Source organism: Mesorhizobium sp. B2-4-6 (assembly GCF_006442775.1).
Taxonomy (GTDB): domain Bacteria; phylum Pseudomonadota; class Alphaproteobacteria; order Rhizobiales; family Rhizobiaceae; genus Mesorhizobium.
The window spans coordinates 466,375-487,214 of the sequence record NZ_VFVI01000002.1 but is presented as its reverse complement, the minus strand read 5'-3'; the positions used below and the strand labels follow the sequence as shown (position 1 = coordinate 487,214).

The window sequence follows — 20,840 nt, the reverse complement described above, 5'->3', positions numbered from 1 at the left end:
ATCGAGCCGGCGATTGGAAAGGTACAATCGAGACAAGGTAGAACGGAAATGGATACAATCGAGACAATTCGCTACGCTCGCGCGGCCGGTGGCGCGCAGACCGAGCCCTTGGCCCATCGCGGCTTCGTCGGTCGCTTCGTGGTTGTGCTCCGTTCCATCGCGAGGCAGATTGACCGCATGCTCGAACGTCGGCGCGGCCGCCTTGCGCTGCTGGAGATGACGGACGAGCAGCTCAAGGATATCGGCGTCTCGCGCTGCGACGCCCATCGCGAAGGCATCCGGGCGTTCTGGGAGTGATGCCTATCGGCGGGTCGATTGGATGCCGGTTGCGGGTTTTCCCCGCAATCGGCCGATGCCGTGATCGATTAGCACGGCAAGCACGCTCAATCCGACGAATAACGCCGTGACGCCCACGACCGAGACGGCGACGCTGGCCGCGCCGTTCTTGGCGACGTCGAGGAACGGATAAGGTACTTCGCCGGCGAAGGGCGCGCGTATCAGCGCGTAGGCGAGATAGGCTACCGGGTAGATCATCCACCAGGCGATGTCGCTCCACTGCCGCCTGCCATCGGCGCCCGCCACCAGCCACCACAGCACGAACATCACCGGCGTCACATAGTGCAAAAGGACGTCGCAGAGCAGGAACAAGCCCTGCGGCTGCCAGAGCCTCGCCAGAACCGTGGCGTAGACGATGAAAACCAGGGTTATGGCCACCGCCACGCCGGTCCGCATCCGCTGCCCGGCAAAGGCCGGGAACCAGGCATAGCCGGCGGGTGACAGCAGCGAAGCGTGCACCATCACCGCCGCGATGTTGGTCAGGATGGTGAAGAAGCTGAAATAGAAGACGATCGAGCCGAGCAAGCCACGGCCTGCGGCCATGGATGCCGGCATGGTGATGGCGAATTGCAGGACAAGCGCAATCAGCCCGACAACCAGCCCCGCGATCTGCAGGAGCCGGCCCATCGCAACCTCACGCGGCAGCCGAGCAGGACGGATTGCCGGCCTGCCAGCGGGCGATGTCGGCGCCGATGCGCGCGCCGAGCGGCTCATTCATCAGCGGCCCGAACACGTCGACGCGGCTGGAATTGCCTTGCGCCTGCACGACCAGCAGCGGCTTGCCGCCATAATGTTTTGCCGGCACCAGCAGGAAGCGCGGCGTGCCGCTGTAGGAATTGAGCTCGTTCGCCATTTGGTAGGCCTTGAAGGCCGGGTCCTTGCTGGCGATCCAGCATTTGTGCGCGGCGATGGCGACCTGCTCCATGGCAAGCAGAGAGGCGCTCTTGCCTGACGGAACCGGCGTTGTCTTGGGGCTGGACTGGCAGGAAGCCAAGGCAATCCCGGCGGCGGCCAAGAGAGCAAGGCGAGCAATCGTCGGTTCCATGGTCAGTCCGCCCCCCGCGTTCCGATAAGATGTTGTTCCGATAGGATGTTAAAGGATCAAGCCGCGATGCCGAGCGCGCTCTCGAACAGCGCTCGCCCGTCATTGCCGCCATGCGCCGCTTCGATCAGGTTCTCGGGATGCGGCATCAGGCCGAGCACGTTGCCCTTGTCGTTGACGATGCCGGCGATGTCGTTGATCGAGCCGTTGGGATTGGTGCCTTCGGCATAGCGGAACACCACCTGGCCTTCGCCTTCGAGGCGGGCGAGCGTCTCGGCGTCGGCGAAGTAATTGCCGTCATGATGCGCCACCGGCGAGCGGATGACCTGTCCGGGCTGATAGCCGCGCGTGAACATGGTGTTGGCGTTGGCGATCTCAAGCTTCACCTGGCGGCAAACGAACTTCAGCGAGGCGTTGCGCATCAGCGCTCCGGGCAGCAATCCCGCCTCGACCAGGATCTGGAAGCCGTTACAGACGCCGACGACGGTCACGCCCTTGGCGGCTTTTTCGGCGACCGCCCGCATCACCGGCATGCGCGCCGCGATCGCGCCGCAGCGCAGATAGTCGCCGAAGGAAAAGCCGCCGGGGATGGCGATCAGATCCACATCGGGGATTTCCGTGTCTGTCTGCCAGACGGTCGCCGGCGCCTGGCCGGAAATCTTGGTCAGCGCCGCGATCATGTCGCGATCGCGGTTGAGGCCAGGCAGGAGGACGACGGCTGATTTCATTGTCAGGCAATCTCCACCGCGTAGTTCTCGATCACCGTGTTCGCCAGAAGCTTGTCGCACATGGCCTTGAGGTCGGCTTCGGCCTTGGCTTTGTCGGCTCCGGTGAGCTCGATGTCGAACACCTTGCCCTGGCGCACCTGGCCGACGCCGTCGAAGCCCAGCCCGGAGAGCGCGTGCTCGATCGCCTTGCCCTGCGGGTCGAGGACGCCGTTCTTGAGGGTCACGGTGATACGGGCTTTCATCAATGCTCCTGGGAGATCGTCGTTTGGCAAAAAAGGCCTGCCATTGTCTGGCAGGCCCGTCACTACTTAGTGCTTCAGGCCCTTGGGCGCCTCGGAGGAAGCGACGAGCACGGGACCTGTCGGGCGCGGCGGCTCGTTCTCGTTGATGATGCCGAGACGGCGGGCAACTTCCTGGTACGCCTCGACCAAGCCGCCCATGTCGCGGCGGAAACGGTCCTTGTCGAGCTTGTCCTGTGTGGCGACGTCCCACAGCCGGCAGGAATCCGGCGAGATCTCGTCGGCGACGACGATGCGCATCATGTCGCCCTCGAACAGGCGGCCGCATTCGATCTTGAAGTCGACGAGCTGGATGCCGACGCCGAGGAACAGGCCGGAGAGAAAGTCGTTGACGCGGATGGCCAAGGCCATGATGTCGTCGATTTCCTGCGGGCTTGCCCAGCCGAAGGCGGTGATGTGCTCTTCCGACACCATCGGGTCGTCGAGCGCGTCGGCCTTGTAGTAGAATTCGATGATCGAGCGCGGCAGCACGGTGCCTTCCTCGATGCCGAGGCGCTTGGACAGCGAGCCGGCGGCGACGTTGCGCACGACGACCTCGAGCGGAATGATCTCGACTTCCTTGATCAACTGCTCACGCATGTTGAGCCGGCGGATGAAATGGGTCGGGATGCCCATGCGGTTCAAGTGATTGAAGATGTGCTCGGAAATGCGGTTGTTGAGCACGCCCTTGCCATCGACCACTTCATGCTTCTTCTTGTTGAAGGCGGTGGCATCGTCCTTGAAAAACTGGATCAGCGTCCCCGGCTCAGGTCCCTCATAGAGGATCTTGGCCTTGCCTTCGTAGATGCGGCGGCGATTTTTCATCTGATTTTTTCTCTGGATCTGCGGGCAGGCGGCAAGTGACCAGTTCCTGTCCGTTTGCCTAAGTTAGTATGGCGAAGGCGGCGTTCAATGCCGGTGTTATCGCAATCGTCCTGTTTGCTCAATCGGCAAATCCCGCCAATCAACCGCTTTCGGAACCGAAATGCCGCAGCGCAGCATGCGACGAAGCATATTGACCGGCTCGCGACCTTTTGGTTTGTGCTTGCCCATCACACATATTCATCGCCAAGCGAATCGGATTGATCGGAGGGACGTCATGAGCAGCATGAAAGACCGCGAAGAGGGCTTCGAGCGCAAATTCGCCTTCGACGAGGAACTTCGCTTCAAGGCCTCGGCGCGCCGCAACAAGGCGCTTGGGCTGTGGGCCGCGGAGAAACTCGGCAAGTCCGGCGCCGATGCCGAAGCCTATGCCAAGGAAGTGGTGGTCTCCGATATCGAGGAAGCGGGCGACCACGACGTCTTCCGCAAGATCCGCAAGGATTTCGACGCCGCCGGCGTCAATCAGTCCGACCATCAGATCCGCCGCACCATGGACGAGTTGATGGCGCAGGCGATCGAGCAGATCAAGAACACCTGAGGCTGTATGGGCATGATGTCGCCGGAAAACCGCTTCACGCTTTTCGGCATCATCCCCTATCTCTTTGTTTTTATGCAATTCCGGACGGAAAACCGTTACACACTTTTCCTGGAATTGCTCTGACTGGACCAATCGACCGCCCGGCCAAACCGGGCGGTTTTTCTTTGCCTTAGCGTCGTTTCCGGCCGAAACTGCGGATTGTTAACAAGGAAAGTTCCGATGTCGCTCAAATCCCGCCTGGCCGCCGACGAAACGCTTTTCACCGCATGGTCGGGCGTGCCGGATGCGCTGACGGTCGAGATCATCGCCAAGCAGGGTTTCGATGCGGTCACCCTCGACATGCAGCATGGCGGCCATCACGAGGACAGCGTGCTGCGCGGCCTGGTGCCGGTGCTGGCCGCCAACAAGCCGGCGCTGGTGCGCATTCCGGTCGGGCGCTTCGACATGGCGAGCCGCGCGCTCGATTTCGGGGCCGAGGCGGTGATCGCGCCGATGGTGAACTCCGTGGCCGATGCAAGGCAGTTCGCCGCCGCGATGAAATACCCGCCGCTGGGCGAGCGTTCCTGGGGGCCGACCTATGCCTTCCCGCGTCACGGCAAGGGCGACCATGCCGAATGGCTGCGCGATACGAACCAGCGCACCATGGCTTTCGCCATGGTCGAGACGCGGGCGGCCCTCGAGGCGCTGGACGGTATTCTGGATACGCCCGGCATCGACGGCATCTTCGTCGGCCCGTCGGATTTCTCGATCGCCTGGTCGAACGGCGCCACCGTCAGTTCGACGCTGGAAAGCATGATGGAGACGGTCGCGTCGATCGCCGAGCGGACACGCAAGGTCGGCAAGCATGCCGCGATCTATGTCATCGAACCGGCGATCGCCGGGCGGGTCGTTTCGATGGGCTTCCGGCTGCTCGCCATGGGCTCGGACCACACGCTGATTTCACTCGGCGCGAAGACGCTGCTGAAGAGCATGCGGGATTCGATCGGCTCCTAGACGCCGATCAGGGTTCTTTCAGTTCCGTCAGAAACTTGGCGAACGTCATCGAACCTTCCGGCCAGGGGCCAAAACCCGCGTCGTGGTTGAGATGGCCGGCTTCGCCGGCGTCGATGAAGAGCGATCCCCAGGCGGCGGCAATGTCCTCGGCGACCGCGAAAGCGCAAAACGGATCGTTGCGGCTGGCGATCACGATGGACGGAAAGGGCAGCGGATCGCGCGAATAAGGGCCAAAGGTCATCAGATGTTTCGGCCTGATCTCCGGATTGGAGACATCCGGCGGCGCGACGAAGAAGGCGCCGGCGACCGGCTTCCTGAACTGCGGGATGGCCTGCACCGCGGCCGCGACGCCAAGCGAGTGCGCAACGAGAACCACCGGCCGCTCGGCCTCGTTGACGGCGTTCGCTACGCTCGCCGTCCAGTCCTCGCGCACGGGCTTGGTCCATTCCGCCTGCTCGACACGGCGCGCCGTCGACAGTTTCGACTGCCAGCGGGTCTGCCAATGCTCAGGACCGGAATTGGTGTAGCCCGGCACGATCAGAATATCTGCGTCTTTGACTTTCATGGCGCCGATGTAGCGAGCGGTCTTCTCGGCTGCAACCCTGTCGCCTATATCGGCGTGATCACAATTGTGAACAACTTGTTCGACTCTTGCTCTCTTGTGTGAACGATCGCAATCGACGATTTGGAGGGGAAGAAGAGGTGGCGGCCTGCAAATCCCATTTCGGGAAGAGGCGACGCCCGAACGGAGAGTTTGATGAGCGAACTGCCTTTTGCCGCGACCACCCCGGTCAGCGTTTCGCGTGTCGGGCTGAAGGCGCGGGACGCCGAGAGCCTTGCTGCCTATTATCGCGCGGTCGTCGGCCTGCAGGAATTGAGCCGCGCCGATGGCGCGATCACGCTTGGCGCCGCCAACCGGCCGCTGCTGGTGCTTGAACAGGATTCTTCGGCCAAGCCGGACGATCCGCGCAGCGCCGGGCTTTTCCACACCGCTTTCCTTTTGCCATCGCGCGCCGATCTTGGCCGCTGGATCAGCCACGCCGCCGCCAGCCGCATCGGTATCGAGGGCGCTTCCGACCATCTGGTCAGCGAGGCGCTTTACCTGACCGACCCGGAGGGCAATGGCATCGAGATCTATGCCGACCGCCGCCCGCAGGACTGGAAGTGGAACGGCGACAAGATCGCCATGGCGACCGAGCGGTTGAACCTGCCGGCGGTGGTGGGCAGCGTGCCGGCGGGCGATGCGGGCTGGCAAGGCGCACCGGAAAACACCGTTGTCGGCCATGTGCATCTGCGCGTCGGGCGGCCGGAAGATGCGGAGACCTGGTGGCATGACCAGTTCGGCTTCGACACGGTGGCGAAATATGGCGGCCAGGCGGTGTTCCTGTCGTCCGGCCATTACCACCATCATATCGGCGCCAATGCCTGGCAGAGCGCCGGTGCCGGCCGCCGCGACCCCTCCCGCTCGGGCCTCGCCTGGGTCGAGATGCGTTCGGACAATGTGAAGGAAGAGACGAGCCGAGAGGACCCGTGGGGCACGGCGATCAGGGCTGTGCCTGGGAAGGCTTGACCGGGCGTCGGTGACAGCGTCTTTCTCCCCGTCACTATACGGGAGAAATGCCCGGCAGGGCAATGCGGGGCAGCGCCGGCGTCAGGATGTTTCACGACAGACGGGTGCGATAGTCACCGAAGTCGGCGCCGCCCCTCATCCGCCCTTCGGGCACCTTCTCCCCGTATAGAGACGGGGCGAAGGAAAGATCAAGCTTTCCCGAACACCCGCCTGAAGATCGTGTCGACATGCTTGGTGTGATAGCCGAGATCGAATTTCTCGCGGATATCTGCTTCAGATAGCGCGGCCGTCACATCCTTGTCGGCAAGCAGTTCCTCAAGGAAATCGGCGCCGTGTTCCCAGACCTTCATGGCGTTGCGCTGCACCAGGCGGTAGGAGTCCTCGCGCGACAGGCCGGCCTGGGTCAGCGCCAGAAGCACGCGCTGCGAGTGCACCAGCCCGCGGAACTTGTTGAGGTTCTTCTCCATGTTCTCGGGGTAGACGAGCAGCTTGTCGACGACGCCCGTCAGGCGCGCCAGCGCGAAGTCCAGCGTCACCGTCGCGTCCGGCCCGATCATGCGCTCGACCGAGGAATGCGAAATGTCACGCTCGTGCCAGAGCGCCACGTCTTCCATGGCCGGCAACGCCATCGAACGCACCATGCGGGCAAGGCCGGTGAGATTCTCGGTCAGCACCGGGTTGCGCTTGTGCGGCATCGCCGACGAGCCCTTCTGCCCCGGCGAGAAATACTCTTCCGCTTCCAGCACCTCGGTGCGCTGCAGATGGCGGATTTCGACCGCGAGGCGTTCGACCGAGGATGCGATGACGCCGAGCGTGGCAAAGAACATGGCATGGCGGTCGCGCGGGATGACCTGGGTGGACACCGGTTCCGGCTTCAGCCCAAGCTTTGCCGCCACATGCTCTTCGACATAAGGCTCGATGTTGGCGAAAGTGCCGACCGCGCCGGAAATGGCGCAGGTGGCGATGTCTTCCCGCGCGTGCACCAGCCGCTCGCGGCAGCGCGAGAATTCGGCATAGGCCTGCGCCAGCTTGACGCCGAAGGTGGTCGGCTCCGCATGGATGCCGTGGCTGCGGCCCATGGTGACGGTGTCCTTGTGCTCGAAAGCACGGCGCTTCAGCGCCGCGAGCAGGGCGTCTATATCGGCAAGCAGGATGTCGCTGGCCCGCGTCAACTGCACGGCAAGACAGGTGTCGAGCACGTCCGACGACGTCATGCCCTGGTGGATGAAGCGGGCATCCGGTCCGATGAATTCGGCGAGATGGGTCAGGAAAGCGATGACGTCATGCTTGGTCACGCGCTCGATCTCGTCGATCTTGGCGACGTCGAATTTGGCAGCGCCGCCTTTCTCCCAGATGGTCCTTGCCGCTTCCTTCGGAATGACGCCTAACTCCGCCAGCGCATCGCAGGCATGCGCCTCGATCTCGAACCAGATGCGGAAGCGGGTTTCGGGCGACCAGATGGCGACCATTTCCGGCCGGGAATAGCGAGGGATCATCCGTTTTTTGAGTCCTGATGGGAAAAAGCGTTGGCCGCGTCCTAACAGAGGCGGGCCCGATGCTCAACGCCGCTGCCGCGCAAACCAGATACTTGCCGCGACAAGCGCTGCAAAACCCAGCGGAAAATAGAGCTGCACGCCGAGCACGACGAACTGATAGAGGGCGGTCAGCATGGTGAGGCGAATTCGAACGCCCAGGTCAGCGTGAACGCCGGCGCGTGCCATGCGGCATAGTAGGAGCGATATTGCAGCGCGAACAGGCCGCCGGTGAAGGCGAGCGTTGCCGCCAGAAGCGACACGAATGCCGCGGCGAAGGCTGTTTCCCAAAGACGGCCGCGAGAAACCAGTCTGGCCAGCGCCAGCCCAACTGGAAAGGCAAGCACGCCGCCAAGACCATAAAGCAGCGCGACAAAGCGGATCCTGTCGGGCGTCTCCCAGGCGGCCAGCAGAAGATTTGCCTGCGCACTCGCACCCATGGCGGCGCCCCAGAGCAAAGTTCCAACAACAGCCTCGCTTGCCGACGGAGCGGCGGCGCGCAACCGATCCGTGAGACCGTGGCGCAAGGGAACTTGCTGCAGCGGCATCATGGGCGGCAAGCCGTATCGCGCGTCGGATGGCCGGGCAGGCTGGGCGTCATCTGCATGACATCTGTCTCATCAGCGTCATGGCTATCACGTCATGGTGAACGAGACGTGCCGTGCGATGCATCCAATCTGGCGTTCATTTGTTATTGTCGGCCGTCTCGCATCCGAAAGGGCAAATCGCCATCCAGCGGAGGACCAGCATGAGCACCGACATCAGCAAGATACGCGGACATATGGAAGTGATAGGCGCCGATGGCGTCCATATCGGCTCCGTCGACAAGGTCGAGGGTGACCGGATCAAGCTGACCAAGGCTGACAGCGGCATGGGCTCGCACAAGGGCCATCACCACTACATTTCGCTTGCCCTGGTCGCGGAGATCGACGGGCAGAAGGTATGGCTCTCCGCGAATTCCGATGTCGCCGTTACCTTCGAGGAAGAGAAATCCGATCCGACTTGATTAGCCGTCAACGCGACGACCAGACCGGAAACAGGTCGCCGTTCGCGGGTGTCGCGGCATATACGCCGCGGCTGATCGCGCGCGCCATGGTGGCGCCGGCCGCCGCGAACAGATCGATCGCGGCGTCGGCGCCGAGTTCTCTTCCGCTCCGGCCCGTCGCCAGCGCGAACACCAGATCGCCGTCGGCCGGCGTATGCGTCGGCCAGATGGCGCGGGCGAAGCCGTCATGCGCCGAGATCGCCAGCCGCTTGGCCGCGGCCTTGGTCATGACGGCATCCGTGGCGATGACGGCGATGGTGGTGCTGCCGGCTTCCCCATGCCCGCCGACGCGTCTGTCGCGGTATTTCAGCAGGATCTTCCTGGCCTCTTCGGGCATCGGCGCGGGATAACCCAGGCCGCCGAACTCGTCGCCGATCTCGAAGGGCGCTGCCCAGAAATGGCGGCTGCGGCCGACCGTCACCGAACCGGTCGGGTTGACGGCGGCAAGCGCGCCGATGGTGACGCCGCTGTCGAGCACCGTCGAGGCCGAGCCCAGCCCGCCTTTCAGCCCGGAGGTCAGCGCGCCAGTGCCGGCGCCAGCCGTGCCGATTTCGAAATCCACTGTCGCCGCCTGGACAGCCTCATAACCGAGGTCGCGATAGGGCGGATAACGGCCCCAATCCTTGTCGCCGCCGTTGCGCAGGTCGAACAGGATCGCGGCCGGCACGATCGGCACGCGGAAACCGCCGACCTCGACACCGATATCCTTTTCGCGCAGCGCCGCCTGCACGCCGGAGGCGGCGTCGAGGCCAAAGGCCGAGCCGCCGGACAGAACGATGGCATGGACCGTCGCGATCGAATTCTGCGGCTCGAGCAGATCGGTCTCGCGCGTGCCCGGCGCGCCGCCCAGCACCTGGAAGCCGGCCACGGCGGGTTCATCGCACAGCACCACCGTGACGCCGGATTTCAACTTGCTATCGGCTGTATTGCCGACGCGAAGGCCGGCAACGTCGGTGATGAGGTTGCGCGATCCGGTGCGGAACATCACTTGTCCTCCAGCGGTACGAAATGCGTGCCGTCGAAGCGGAAGACGCGGAACGGGTTCTGGCTGAGGTCGCCCTTGTCGTCGAAGCGAATGGTGCCGATCGCGGTGGTGAAATCATGGCCGGTCAGCGCATCGGCGAGTGGCTGGCCGGAGCTTTCCGCATCGGCTGTCGCGGCCTTGGCGACCTCGACCGCCGCATAGGCCGGCAGCGTGTAGCCGTCGGGCACGATGTTCTTCGCGGTGAAAGCCTGCACCACGTTGGGATCGGCGACCTCCGACCATTCCGGTGGGGCGATCATCAGCGTGCCGACGGTGTAGGGCACATCGCCCTGCGGCGTACGCAGGTTCTCGCCGCCGGCAAAGGTGATGCCGGCATCGAGCTGGGCGGCGTCGCGGCCCATGATAGCGATGTCGTCGCCGTCGCCGCCGGCAAACACCTTTGTCGCGCCGGCCTTCTTCAGCCGGCCGACCAGTCCGATCTGGTTGTCGAGCTGCGGCCGGAACGTGTCGACGAAGGCAGGTTTCAGCGCCGCCTGCTCGGCCGCGGCGCGAAAGGTCTCGGCGATCTCGCGGCCATAGATGGTGCCGTCGTCGACGATGGCGAACAGGTCGTCGCGCCAGAGCTGGGTGAGCTTGGCGGCGACCGCGTTGCGCTCATCGTCGCCGCGCGGGCCGAGCCGGTAGACCGGCCAACCGGTCTTGGCGCGCCGGTCGGTCAGGCCTTCGGTGCGCACGCCGACGGTGATCACCGGTATGTTGGCGTCCTTCAGGATCGGCAGCGCCGCCTCGATCGCCTCTGTGCAGAGGAAGCCGACCACGACATTGGCCTTGGCGTCGACGAATTCCCTTGCCGCCGCGGCGCCGCCCTCGGCGGTGCAGGCATCGTCGACGGCCTTGAACGCGATGCCGTTTGCCTCGGCTGCCAGGCCGGCGCCGGCCTCGACCTGTTTGCCGAGGATCGCCGATGGACCGGAAAGCGGCGCGGCAACGCCGACCAGCGTCTCGGCGTCGGCGTTGGCTGCCAGCCAAAACAACGCGGCTATCGCCGTCGTCAGCGCGGCTATTGTCGTCGTCAGAAGGCGCATTCGGGCGAAGAGGTCCTCCGTGCCGGGCGTATGGTTCCGACACTATTCCAAGAAAGACCTAAAGGCTGGCTAAGCGCCGCGCAACACGCGAATTTGCGGATTGCAGTCAAGCACTTCGCCCGTGCTATGCAACTTGTGGCATGCAATATGCCGCCATATATAACGAACTGGTTCCGACAGGTGGATTATCGGGTGCTGAAGATCAATGATATCGGGCCGCAGCACTATCGCGATGCGATGGCGCATTTTGCCGGCCATGTGCATGTGGTGACGACGGACGGGCCCGGCGGCAAGAGGGGCGCGACGGTGATCGCCGCCTGTTCGGTTTCGGACACGCCGCCGACGGTGCTGGTTTGCCTCAACCGCGAGAACGCCAAGAACGAAGCTTTCGTCAAGAACGGCAAGTTCGCGCTCAACACGCTCGCATCGGACCAGGAAGCCGTCTCGGTCGGCTTTTCGGGCGTCACCGGCCTGCCGGCAGAGGAGCGCTTCGCGCTTGCCGAGTGGGACGTGATCTCGACCGGCGCGCCGACGCTGAAAGGCGCCCTTGCGGTGTTCGACTGCGAGATCATCGATGCCAAGGACCTTGCCACCCACCGTGTGCTTTTTGGCAAGGTGACAGGCCTGCGCATCGGCGATAATTTGCGCCCGCTGATCTACCACAACCGCGGCTACCATTTTCTTTGAAACGGGCAAGCGGGATCCACGGAGACAAGATGACCGCGCCGCGCCCCGCGCCGAGATCGATCGACGAAACGCTCGATCTTTTGACCGGCGCGGATTATGTCGCGGACCGTTCGCTGGCGACCGTGCTGTTTTTATCGCTGCGCATGAAGCGGCCCTTGTTCCTCGAAGGCGAGGCGGGTGTCGGCAAGACCGAGATCGCCAAGGTCCTGGCCGACGCGCTTGGTCGCCGGCTGATCCGCCTGCAATGCTATGAAGGGCTCGACGTCTCCTCGGCCGTCTATGAATGGAATTATGCCGCGCAGATGATCGAGATTCGCATGGAGGAGGCGGCGGGCAAGGTCGTGCGCTCCGACATGGAGCGGAACGTCTTTTCCGAGAAATACCTGATCCGCCGTCCGGTGCTCGATGCGCTGACCGGCAAGGCGGGCGAGGCGCCGGTGTTCCTCATCGACGAACTGGACCGCACGGACGAAGCGTTCGAGGCGTTCCTGCTCGAAATCCTGTCGGACTTCCAGGTGACCGTCCCGGAGCTCGGCACGATCAAGGCGGAAGAGCCGCCGATCGTCATCATCACAACCAACCGCACGCGCGAGATCCACGACGCGCTGAAGCGTCGCTGCCTCTATCATTGGGTCGATTACCCGAATGCCGAGCGCGAACTGGAGATCGTGCGCCGCAAGGTGCCGCAGGCGAACCGCCGGCTGTCGGCGGAGGTCGTGTCCTTCATCCAGAAGCTGCGCCAGGTCGAGCTGTTCAAGGCGCCTGGCGTCGCCGAAACCATCGATTGGGCCGGCGCGCTGACAGAACTCGACAAGGTGGCGCTCGATCCGGAGACCGTGTCGGACACGATCGGCGTGCTCTTGAAGTACCAGGACGACATCGCCCTTATCGGCGAGGGCGAGGGCCGGCGCATCCTCAATGAGGTGAAGGCCGAGCTTTCGGCGGCGGAGTAGGCGCGATGCCGTTGCCGCGTCCGGAACCCAGGGAGGCGACGGCTGACGGGCGCATCGCCGACAACATCGTCTATTTCGCGCGGGCGCTGCGCAAGGCCGGCATGCGCGTTGGCCCGGCCTCGGTGAAAGACGCCATCGAGGCGGTGCTCGCTGCCGGCATCGGCTCGCGCGACGATTTCTATTGGACGCTGCATGCGGTGCTCGTCTCGCGGCACGAGGATCATCCTGTCTTCGACGAGGCCTTCCGCCTGTTCTGGAAATCGCGTGAGTTGATCGAGAAGCTGCTGGCGATGTTTTCGCCGGTCGCGCCGGACGACCGCGAAAAGCAGAAGCCGCGCACGGCCGAGAACCGGGTCAGCCAGGCGATGTTCGAAGGCCATCGGAAGAACCAGCCCGTACGCGAAGTGCCGGAGATCGAAGTCGATGCGCGCCTCACCTTTTCCGGCAACGAGGTGCTGCGGGGCAAGGATTTTGCGCAGATGGATGCAGCGGAAATGGCCGGTGCCAAAAAGGCGATCGCGGCCTTGCGCCTACCCTTCGATCTGATCCGCACGCGGCGCTTCAAGGCCGCCGCGCAGGGGCGCCGCATCGATCCGCGCGCCATGATGCGCTCGGCCGCCCGCACCGGCGGTGAGCTTATCCTGCCAAAATTCCGGTCGCCGCGCGAAGTGCATCCGCCACTGGTGGTGCTGGCCGACATTTCCGGCTCGATGAGCCAGTACACGCGCATCTTCCTGCATTTCCTGCACGCATTGACGGAAAAACGCCGGCGCGTGCATGCCTTCGTCTTCGGCACGCGGCTGACCAACCTGACCCGCCAGATGCGCCATCGCGATCCGGACGAGGCGCTGGCCGATTGCTCGGCGGCGGTGAAGGACTGGTCGGGCGGCACCCGCATCGGCGACACGCTCGCCGAGTTCAACCGGTTGTGGTCGCGGCGCGTGCTCGGGCAGGGCGCGGTTGTGCTCCTCATCACCGACGGGCTGGAGCGCGACGACGTCACCGGCCTTTCGCAGGAGATGGAGCGGCTGCATAAATCCTGCCGGCGGCTGATCTGGCTCAATCCGCTGTTGCGCTTCGACGGGTTTGAGGCGCGCGCCCGCGGCGTCAAGGCGATGCTGCCGCATGTCGACGAGTTCCGGACGGTGCACAATCTCGATGCGCTGGCCGATCTTTGCGCCTCGCTCGACCAGCGGCCGGCGGCTTCGGTCGATCCGCGCCGCTGGCTGCGAACTGGCGGGAGGCAGGCCGCATAGCCATATGTTTCCTTGGGGACGTAACGTTTCCCTTAGGGAAAACTAAAGTTTCCCTTGAAAAACAGACTATGTGAGAAGCGACGATGGATGAGAGCATTTATCTCGATGAAGCCCGCGATCCCCTGATCATCGCGGAAGGCTGGATGAAGGACGGCAAGGATGTCGCCATCGCGACCGTGGTCGAGACCTGGGGTTCGGCGCCGCGTCCGGTCGGCAGCCATCTGGCCATCGACGCCGATGGGAATTTCCATGGCTCGGTCTCCGGTGGTTGTGTCGAGGGCGCCGTGGTGACCGAGGCGATTGACGTCATCGATTCGGGTAAGGCGAAGATGTTGGAGTTCGGCGTCGCCGACGAAACCGCCTGGCAGGTGGGCCTTTCCTGCGGCGGCCGCATCAAGGTCTATGTCGAAAGGCTGGGCTGACCATCGTGGATCCGTATGTCCTGAAGACGCTCAACGAAGAACGCCGCGCCCGCCGCGCCGCGATACTTGTCACCGACCTTGGCGACGGCCGAGACCGCATCGTGCGCGAGGGCGACCATGTTGCGGGCGATCTCGGGGCGGCAATCGCCGATGCGTTCCGCACCGGTAATTCAAGGTCGGTGGAGGCGGAAGGGCGGACCTTCTTTCTCAACGCGCATCTGCCGCGACCGCGCCTCGTGGTGGTCGGCGCCGTGCATATCAGCCAGGCGCTGGCGCCGATGGCGAGGATCGCCGGCTATCCGGTCGAGATCATCGATCCGCGCACCGCCTTCGCCACCCCGGAACGGTTTCCCGATGTCGCGCTGCATGCCGAATGGCCGCAGGATGTGCTGGAGCGCGCGCCGCTCGACAGCTATGCGGCGCTTGCCGCCGTCACCCACGATCCGAAGATCGACGATTTCGCGCTGAAGGCGGCGCTCGACGCCCGGTGCTTCTATGTCGGGGCGCTCGGCAGCCGCAAGACTCACGCCAAGCGTGTCGAACGCCTGCTGGCGCTCGGCGCCGGCGCCGACCAGATCGCCCGCATCCACGCGCCGATCGGCCTCGATATCGGTGCTGCCAGTCCGGCCGAAATCGCCGTCGCCGTCCTGGCGCAGACCATCCACGCCTTCCGCTCGCGCGGTCTCGAAGCAAAAGGCGCCGTGGCGTGAAATTCGGACCAGTTCCGATCGATGAGGCGGAAGGGGCGGTGCTGGCGCATGCGACCACCGCCGGTGAAAAACGGTTTCGCAAGGCGCACCGGCTGAGCCGTGAGGACATCGCGGCGCTCAAAGCCGCGGGCGTCGGCGAAGTCGTCGCTGCGGTTCTTGCCGCGGACGATCTCGGCGAGGATGCCGCCGCCGCCAGGATCGCCGCCGCCATGAGCCACCGCAACATCGAGGTCAAGCCGGCCGCGACCGGGCGGGTGAATTTGCATGCGGGAGCCGCAGGCGTCTTTACCGTCGACGCCGATATGATCGACGCCATCAATGCCATCGACCCGGCCATCACCATCGCGACGCTGGCGCAGCATGCGCCGGTCGAGAAGGACCAGATGGTGGCGACTGTGAAGATCATCCCCTTTGCCGTCGCCGCAAGCCTGGTGGACAACGTGGCGAGGATCTGCGCCGGTCGCGAGATCTTTGCCGTCAACGCCTATCGCCCCATCACCGTCGGCGTCATCCAGACGGTGCTTCCCGGCGTCAAGCCGAGCGTGCTCGACAAGACGCTGCGCGTCACCGAGGCGCGGCTGGCGCGTTCCGGCGGCCGGCTGACGGCCGAACGGCGCACGCCGCACGAGATTGCGCCCGTCGCGGCGGCCGCAACCCAGCTGGCGCGCGACAACGACATGGTGGTGATTTTCGGGGCATCGGCGATGAGCGACTTCGCCGATGTCGTGCCGGCCGCGATCGAGCGCGCAGGCGGTACAGTCGTCCGCGCGGGCATGCCGGTCGACCCCGGCAATCTGCTTGTATTGGGAACGCTCGACGGCAAGCGTGTCGTCGGCGCGCCGGGATGCGCGCGCAGCCCGAAGGAGAATGGCTTCGACTGGGTGCTCGATCGTCTGGTTGCCGGGCTCGAGGTGACGGCAGGCGATATTGCCGGCATGGGCGTCGGCGGGCTTTTGATGGAAATCCCGACCAGGCCGCAGCCACGCGAGCCGGCGCCGCAGCCGGCAAGGTCGGCGCTGAAAGTCGACATCGTGCTTCTGGCCGCAGGCCGTTCGAGCCGCATGGGCGGGCCGAACAAGCTCCTGGCGCTGTTCGACGGCGAGCCCCTGGTTCGCCGCACCGCCGGGCGGGCGCTGGGCTCGAAGGCCGCCGGCACCATCGTCGTCACCGGACATCAGCGCGAGCGCGTGCGTTCGGCGCTTGGTGGGCTTAGCGTAACATTCGCGGACAATCCCGATTTCGTCGACGGCCTTGCCTCGTCGTTGAAGGCGGGCATCGCGAGGGTCGCGGCCGATGCGGCCGGCGCCATGATCGTGCTTGGAGACATGCCCGGCGTTTCGTCGACGCACCTCGACAGCCTGATCGATGCGTTTCGCCGCGCCGGCGGTCACGCCGTGGTCCGCGCCTCGCATCAGGGCAAGCGCGGCAATCCGGTGCTTTTGCCGCGATCGCTTTTCGCGGCCGTCGCGCAACTCGAGGGCGATACCGGGGCGCGGCATCTGGTCGAAGCCGAGGGTCTCGACGTCATCGATGTCGAGATCGGGCAGGGCGCCTCGATCGATGTCGACACGCGCGAGGCGCTGGAAGGGGCGGGCGGCGTTCTGCAGGATTGACAAAGCGGAGCCGAATTTCGCATGGCTCTCGGCATGGCTTTCCGTTTCCGACTTTTCTTCGCCCTGATCGCCGCGACAGCGCTTTCCGTTTCGGCCGCCGAGGGGCAAACGCTTTCGCTAAAATCGTTCAAAGACGATCTGTTCGCTTATCCGGCGACGCTGTCGACGAGCGATAACGGCGCCTACACCGTCCTCGACTATCGCGAGACGCGTGACATCAACCAGCGCGACGAGGTGCCGGAGAGGCGCGTGCATGCGCAATACACCGACCCCGGGGTGCGCAAGGTGCAGCAGGACCTGATGCTGAAGACCGACGCCGGCGATATCAGGCATGTCGCGGTCGGCAGGACGCAAGGCGCTTCCATCATCGTGCTCTACCTGCACGGACAGGGCGGCAGCCGCAAGCAAGGCGTTGACGACTTCACCTTCGGCGGCAATTTCAACCGCATCAAGAACCTGATGGCCGCCAACAACGGTCTCTATCTTTCGCCCGATTTCCCCGATTTCGGCGACAAGGGCGCGGCGCAGGTCGCGGCGTTGATCGATCGCTATGCGGAGCAATCGCCGGGCGCGAAAATCTTCGTCGCCTGCGGCTCGATGGGCGGCATGATCTGCTGGAAGCTCGCCGCGCGCAAGGACACGGGCGGCCGCATCAATGGATTGCTGCTGCTCGGCTCGCTATGGGACGACAGTTTCCTCACCAGCCCCGCCTTCAAGCGCCGCGTGCCGGTGTTCTTCGGCCAGGGCAGCCATGACGTGGTCTTCCCGGTGGAGAAGCAGGAAGCCTTCTTCCGCTCAATCCTCGCCAGGAAGTCTTATCCGACCCGCTTCGTGCGCTTCGAGACCGGCACGCACGGCACGCCGATCCGCATGGTCGACTGGCGCGGCACGCTCAACTGGATGCTGACGAAAGCGCCCTGACTCTTCCGCGAGGCTCAAGGCGCCGTGTTGTAATCGATGACGGTCTGCGGATTTTGCTCGCCGTCATAGGATGCATCGACGTCATACTGGACGAGCGAGAAATCGCCGTTGCGAAACAGGTAAGTTCCCGATGATGAGGCATCCCCCACACCACGCCATTTGTCGGATGTGGTGATGGTTTTTGTGTTGTCGTCATAGTCCGAGTTGGTCGCCCAGCCGCTGGTCTTGAACCCGATGACGTGGATCGATTCGACCTTGCCTTCGCTGTTGTTGTTCTCGTAGCGGATGTCGAGCTCCGGCTCGGTGAACTGCAGCTGTGAGACGCCGTTGACGTCGTCGGCGACGTAGTAGACCGCCGTCTCGTTGTAGGCGGCCATCGAGCAGAAGAAGCGGAACAGCCGCGTCTCGCGCTCCGGGTCGTTGGGCTGGGCGTCCTTGTCCTTGTAATGGATCGAATGAGTCTCGGGCTCGCCGATCGGCTTGCCGTCCGGATCTTGCTTGTCGCACTGGTCGCCATAGGTGGCGAGGAAGGCCTTCTTGGCCTGCTCCAGCGCTTCGTCTTTCTTCGGCGGCGGCGGACCGTCGCCGCAGCTTGCCGGCACGGCGCTGTCGAAATCCTCGGTCGAGGGCTTCAAGGCGCCCTTGTCGATGAAGATCGGCTGAAAGGGCGGTTCCTGGATCTGCGCGTTGACCTGGCGGATCGTGTAACAGCCGGCGAAAACCTTGGCGTCGCCCTTCTTGTCGGTCGCCTGGATGGCGACCGGGACGCTGTAATAGATGCTGCCGGCAGCGCCGTCCTCCGAGACAGCGCCAGTCTTGACTTCGACGCTGGCGGTGCCGTCGTAACCCTTGACGAAGGCGTCAAAGTCCTTTGCCGGCTTCGTATCGCCGAAATAACCCCAGGCGCGGGCGAATTCGTGGCGGTTGATAGCGCTATAAAGCGAGCGGACGACCGCATCGGCGCTTGATCGGTCATCGATATAGGGCGCATCCGCCGCAGGCGCGGAATGCGTGAAGCCGGCCAGTGAGAAAAAGACAATCGCTGCGAAAGTGGCTCTTTTCATCGAATCCTCCGCTCGGTAACGAAAATACTACCACGGTGATTGCGGCGGCGCGGTGACGCCATGGGCAGGGCCGCTTGAAGAATCGTGGCGCGAGGCGCTAGTTCACGGCCCGCGGCGCTGGGGCCGCGTGGGAGATACCCGTGACCATTTCCATGTACGACATATCGGTGGGCGTGTTTTCGGCCAGGCTGAAAGCGCTGGCCAGCGTCTTGACGGCGGCGGAGCAGAATGCCGTCGAGCGCAAGATCGATCCGCAAGTGTTCCTCATCGCGCGGCTGGCGCCCGACATGTTCGCGCTGACCAGGCAGGTCCAGATCGCAACCGACCATGCCAAGGGCGCGCCGTCGCGGCTGGCCGGCCGCGAGGTGCCGAAATACGAGGACAACGAAGCGAGTTTTGCCGAACTGCAGGCCCGGATCGCCAAGACGCTCGATCATCTGGCGACGTTTACAGCGGCCGATCTGGAGGGATCGGAAGACAGGACGGTCGAATTAAGGCTCCGCGGGCGCGAAGCTACGTTGCCCGGCCTGCAGTACCTGCTGCATGTGGCGACGCCGAATTTCTACTTCCACGTCACAACCGCCTACGACATCCTGCGCCACAATGGCGTGCCGCTCGGCAAGCAAACTTTCCTCGGAAATCGCTGATTTTGAATGGCTTGGAGGTTTCCCAGGCGTCCCGGGAAACCTCTTTGGTTCAGCTCAGCGGATCGACATCTCGCGCGCGATGCGCGGAAAATCCGCCGGCTTGATGCCGATATCGGCGCGGTCCGCATTGCTCATCGCGTTCAGAAGCGCGAGCGCCGAGCGGTAACGCTGGTGTTCCTGCGGCCGCGGCCGAGCAAACATTTCAGTGAAGAACCCCATGACTCAGTTGCCCCTGTTGGTCCTCCCGACATCACCATATAGGTGATTTGTTAAAATTGTGCAGTGCAGCAATTGCATGGCTGCCATGCCGCACGAAATTTTTTCCGCCACAATCGATTTTCCGTGAAACTTTTCGGTACGCTCGACCGTACGCACTCGTGCCGGCATATGGTTGGCTTTTTCCTCGCCACTCCTGGCGACCTTGCCGGACTGCACGAAAGAGCAGTCCGGCTTTTTATTTTCCGATGTCGTCTTGCCGGCGGAAAAGCGGCAATTGTTAACATCGCCAGCATTCATTTTTAACGAGAGGCTTCTATGTTTGGCGGCATCAATGCATGCCGTCACGACAGGGAGGTTGAGATCGGCACCGGGAACAAGCTCGATTTCGCTTCGTTGCTCGACGACCTGATCGTCGCCTCGGAGAAAGGCGAGGACGAGGGCGCCCGGCCGACTATCCCGTTCGACTATCTGTCCGTGGCCGATGAACTGCATTCCGGCCGCATCAAGGTCGCGGGCGAGAGCGCCGCCGCCGAATATCGCGAGCAAGGCGCCGACCTTGCGGCCGAGTTCGCGGCACTTCTCGACCAGGCGAAACTGGCTCTTGCTGGCGAAGAGCACCGGCCGGAGGAAAAGCTGCCGCCGATCGATCCCGAAGCGATTGCCGGCGAGCTCGGTCTCGACCGTCCCGCCAAGAACGCTGATTTCGGCCGCATCCGCCGCAAGTTCGCCTTCGCCAACCATCCGGACCGGGTCGCGCCGCATCTGCGCCAGCGCGCCATGATCCGCATGCAGGTGGCCAATATGCTGATAGACGAGGCCAAGCGGCGAGCTCTGGCCGGGGCTCGCCGTTAGAGCAGTCTGCAAGTCACGCAAGTCGGAGCCGTGCGGCGTCTCAGGTTGGTCGATGGCGAACCCTTGCGAGAAGACGGACGCGCGTTATGCCGAAGCTGGAAAGCGCGCGCCTTACAAAAAGCGGCAGAGATGAGCACTGTACTCAAAACGATCTATCGAGATGATCGGCTTGCACGGGCTAATATCGTCAGATTTGAAATAGGTGACGCTGCTTATTTCACGTTCCATGAGGACGCTTGGTACGAGGGCGAACACGGCCTCGACGAGAGATATGCGTATTGGGCGTCCTCCGGAAACGGCTTCGGAGGAGGATTTTACGAAACCGCCGAGGCGGCTGAGAAGGAATGCCGCGCGACTATTCCGTGGCTAAGGGATTCAAACTGAGGCACCACCCGGAGCCAACAGGGGCTTGGAGAAACTCCGGCCTTTGCTTTATGCTTGAATTTCCTCCCCGCGCAGCTCGCGCAAAAACTCCCGCCGGA

At 63.8% G+C, this 20,840-nt stretch carries 27 protein-coding genes and 1 pseudogene; 15 read left to right on the top strand and 13 right to left on the bottom strand.

Annotation, left to right across the window (positions count from 1 at the left end; translation table 11 throughout):
• Positions 1-48: 48 nt before the first annotated feature.
• Positions 49-297 (top strand): DUF1127 domain-containing protein, encoded by a 249-nt coding sequence (locus FJ957_RS08275; protein WP_140830872.1) that lies wholly within the window; start codon positions 49-51, stop codon positions 295-297.
• Positions 298-300: 3 nt separating this feature from the next.
• Here the strand turns inward: FJ957_RS08275 and FJ957_RS08270 are convergent, their stop codons facing one another.
• From FJ957_RS08270 to purC, 5 genes are all read right to left on the bottom strand, one after another.
• Positions 301-963, bottom strand: coding sequence for a Pr6Pr family membrane protein (locus tag FJ957_RS08270; RefSeq protein ID WP_140830360.1), 663 nt, complete (start codon positions 961-963; stop codon positions 301-303).
• A gap of 7 nt (positions 964-970) precedes the next feature.
• Positions 971-1,381, bottom strand: coding sequence for a hypothetical protein (locus FJ957_RS08265; RefSeq protein ID WP_140830358.1), 411 nt, complete (start codon positions 1,379-1,381; stop codon positions 971-973).
• 56 nt (positions 1,382-1,437) lie between these two features.
• A complete protein-coding gene (gene purQ, locus FJ957_RS08260; RefSeq protein ID WP_140710352.1) occupies positions 1,438-2,106 on the bottom strand; it encodes a phosphoribosylformylglycinamidine synthase subunit PurQ in 669 nt (222 codons plus the stop codon).
• Positions 2,107-2,108: 2 nt separating this feature from the next.
• Entirely contained in the window at positions 2,109-2,351 is a 243-nt protein-coding gene (gene purS / locus FJ957_RS08255; protein ID WP_140650819.1) for a phosphoribosylformylglycinamidine synthase subunit PurS, read from the bottom strand.
• A 63-nt stretch (positions 2,352-2,414) separates the two neighbouring features.
• On the bottom strand, positions 2,415-3,209 hold the full coding sequence (gene purC, locus FJ957_RS08250) for a phosphoribosylaminoimidazolesuccinocarboxamide synthase (RefSeq protein WP_040995384.1): 795 nt from the start codon (positions 3,207-3,209) through the stop codon (positions 2,415-2,417).
• A gap of 274 nt (positions 3,210-3,483) precedes the next feature.
• Here purC and FJ957_RS08245 point away from each other — a divergent pair, with 274 nt between their 5' ends.
• Positions 3,484-3,804 carry a DUF1476 domain-containing protein gene (locus FJ957_RS08245; RefSeq protein ID WP_140830356.1) on the top strand — a complete coding sequence of 107 codons (321 nt, stop codon included), beginning with the start codon at positions 3,484-3,486 and terminating at the stop codon, positions 3,802-3,804.
• 219 nt (positions 3,805-4,023) lie between these two features.
• Positions 4,024-4,797, top strand: coding sequence for an HpcH/HpaI aldolase/citrate lyase family protein (locus FJ957_RS08240; RefSeq protein WP_140830355.1), 774 nt, complete (start codon positions 4,024-4,026; stop codon positions 4,795-4,797).
• A 7-nt stretch (positions 4,798-4,804) separates the two neighbouring features.
• On the opposite strand, the gene FJ957_RS08235 is transcribed toward FJ957_RS08240, so the two are convergent.
• A complete protein-coding gene (locus FJ957_RS08235; RefSeq protein WP_140830353.1) occupies positions 4,805-5,362 on the bottom strand; it encodes an alpha/beta hydrolase in 558 nt (185 codons plus the stop codon).
• A 192-nt stretch (positions 5,363-5,554) separates the two neighbouring features.
• Here FJ957_RS08235 and FJ957_RS08230 point away from each other — a divergent pair, with 192 nt between their 5' ends.
• Positions 5,555-6,367: a VOC family protein gene (locus FJ957_RS08230; RefSeq protein WP_140830351.1), complete on the top strand. Its 813-nt coding sequence runs from the start codon at positions 5,555-5,557 to the stop codon at positions 6,365-6,367.
• Positions 6,368-6,555: 188 nt separating this feature from the next.
• Here FJ957_RS08230 and purB read toward each other — a convergent pair whose 3' ends face one another.
• Positions 6,556-7,863 (bottom strand): adenylosuccinate lyase, encoded by a 1,308-nt coding sequence (gene purB / locus FJ957_RS08225; protein ID WP_140830350.1) that lies wholly within the window; start codon positions 7,861-7,863, stop codon positions 6,556-6,558.
• 63 nt (positions 7,864-7,926) lie between these two features.
• Positions 7,927-8,447, bottom strand: a pseudogene (locus FJ957_RS08220) (hypothetical protein).
• Between the two features lie 200 nt (positions 8,448-8,647).
• On the opposite strand from FJ957_RS08220, the gene FJ957_RS08215 reads away from it, so the two are divergent.
• Positions 8,648-8,905, top strand: coding sequence for a DUF2171 domain-containing protein (locus tag FJ957_RS08215; RefSeq protein ID WP_140830348.1), 258 nt, complete (start codon positions 8,648-8,650; stop codon positions 8,903-8,905).
• A 7-nt stretch (positions 8,906-8,912) separates the two neighbouring features.
• On the opposite strand, the gene FJ957_RS08210 is transcribed toward FJ957_RS08215, so the two are convergent.
• Positions 8,913-9,929 carry a P1 family peptidase gene (locus tag FJ957_RS08210; protein WP_140830346.1) on the bottom strand — a complete coding sequence of 339 codons (1,017 nt, stop codon included), beginning with the start codon at positions 9,927-9,929 and terminating at the stop codon, positions 8,913-8,915.
• Entirely contained in the window at positions 9,929-11,014 is a 1,086-nt protein-coding gene (locus FJ957_RS08205; protein WP_140830345.1) for a branched-chain amino acid ABC transporter substrate-binding protein, read from the bottom strand. Before FJ957_RS08205 ends, FJ957_RS08210 begins: the two co-directional genes overlap by 1 nt.
• 192 nt (positions 11,015-11,206) lie before the next feature.
• Between FJ957_RS08205 and FJ957_RS08200 the strand changes: the two genes are divergently transcribed.
• The 7 genes from FJ957_RS08200 to FJ957_RS08170 all read left to right on the top strand — a co-directional run bounded on the left by FJ957_RS08200 (position 11,207) and on the right by FJ957_RS08170 (position 17,576).
• The gene (locus tag FJ957_RS08200) at positions 11,207-11,701 is read left to right on the top strand and encodes a flavin reductase (RefSeq protein ID WP_140647490.1); all 495 of its coding nucleotides are present in this window, start codon (positions 11,207-11,209) and stop codon (positions 11,699-11,701) included.
• A gap of 29 nt (positions 11,702-11,730) precedes the next feature.
• Positions 11,731-12,654 carry a MoxR family ATPase gene (locus FJ957_RS08195; RefSeq protein WP_140830343.1) on the top strand — a complete coding sequence of 308 codons (924 nt, stop codon included), beginning with the start codon at positions 11,731-11,733 and terminating at the stop codon, positions 12,652-12,654.
• A 5-nt stretch (positions 12,655-12,659) separates the two neighbouring features.
• Positions 12,660-13,910 carry a VWA domain-containing protein gene (locus FJ957_RS08190; RefSeq protein WP_181177367.1) on the top strand — a complete coding sequence of 417 codons (1,251 nt, stop codon included), beginning with the start codon at positions 12,660-12,662 and terminating at the stop codon, positions 13,908-13,910.
• Positions 13,911-13,993: 83 nt separating this feature from the next.
• Positions 13,994-14,332 carry an XdhC family protein gene (locus tag FJ957_RS08185; protein ID WP_140830341.1) on the top strand — a complete coding sequence of 113 codons (339 nt, stop codon included), beginning with the start codon at positions 13,994-13,996 and terminating at the stop codon, positions 14,330-14,332.
• Positions 14,333-14,337: 5 nt separating this feature from the next.
• Positions 14,338-15,042 carry an XdhC family protein gene (locus FJ957_RS08180; RefSeq protein ID WP_140830339.1) on the top strand — a complete coding sequence of 235 codons (705 nt, stop codon included), beginning with the start codon at positions 14,338-14,340 and terminating at the stop codon, positions 15,040-15,042.
• A complete protein-coding gene (locus tag FJ957_RS08175) occupies positions 15,039-16,655 on the top strand; it encodes a molybdopterin-binding/glycosyltransferase family 2 protein (RefSeq protein ID WP_140830337.1) in 1,617 nt (538 codons plus the stop codon). Before FJ957_RS08180 ends, FJ957_RS08175 begins: the two co-directional genes overlap by 4 nt.
• 33 nt (positions 16,656-16,688) lie before the next feature.
• Positions 16,689-17,576 (top strand): alpha/beta fold hydrolase, encoded by an 888-nt coding sequence (locus tag FJ957_RS08170; protein ID WP_140830869.1) that lies wholly within the window; start codon positions 16,689-16,691, stop codon positions 17,574-17,576.
• A gap of 14 nt (positions 17,577-17,590) precedes the next feature.
• Here FJ957_RS08170 and FJ957_RS08165 read toward each other — a convergent pair whose 3' ends face one another.
• Positions 17,591-18,640, bottom strand: coding sequence for a DUF1176 domain-containing protein (locus tag FJ957_RS08165; protein WP_140830335.1), 1,050 nt, complete (start codon positions 18,638-18,640; stop codon positions 17,591-17,593).
• Between the two features lie 140 nt (positions 18,641-18,780).
• Between FJ957_RS08165 and FJ957_RS08160 the strand changes: the two genes are divergently transcribed.
• Positions 18,781-19,287 carry a DUF1993 family protein gene (locus FJ957_RS08160; protein WP_140830332.1) on the top strand — a complete coding sequence of 169 codons (507 nt, stop codon included), beginning with the start codon at positions 18,781-18,783 and terminating at the stop codon, positions 19,285-19,287.
• Between the two features lie 54 nt (positions 19,288-19,341).
• On the opposite strand, the gene FJ957_RS08155 is transcribed toward FJ957_RS08160, so the two are convergent.
• Complete coding sequence (locus FJ957_RS08155; protein ID WP_095765222.1) at positions 19,342-19,506, bottom strand: DUF1127 domain-containing protein; 165 nt, start codon at positions 19,504-19,506, stop codon at positions 19,342-19,344.
• Between the two features lie 3 nt (positions 19,507-19,509).
• Complete coding sequence (locus tag FJ957_RS08150) at positions 19,510-19,803, bottom strand: hypothetical protein (RefSeq protein ID WP_140830330.1); 294 nt, start codon at positions 19,801-19,803, stop codon at positions 19,510-19,512.
• A 96-nt stretch (positions 19,804-19,899) separates the two neighbouring features.
• Between FJ957_RS08150 and FJ957_RS08145 the strand changes: the two genes are divergently transcribed.
• Together FJ957_RS08145 and FJ957_RS08140 are read left to right on the top strand one after the other, a co-directional pair.
• Positions 19,900-20,358 (top strand): hypothetical protein, encoded by a 459-nt coding sequence (locus tag FJ957_RS08145; protein ID WP_140830867.1) that lies wholly within the window; start codon positions 19,900-19,902, stop codon positions 20,356-20,358.
• Between the two features lie 129 nt (positions 20,359-20,487).
• Positions 20,488-20,742, top strand: coding sequence for a hypothetical protein (locus tag FJ957_RS08140; RefSeq protein ID WP_140830328.1), 255 nt, complete (start codon positions 20,488-20,490; stop codon positions 20,740-20,742).
• Positions 20,743-20,840: the final 98 nt, after the last annotated feature.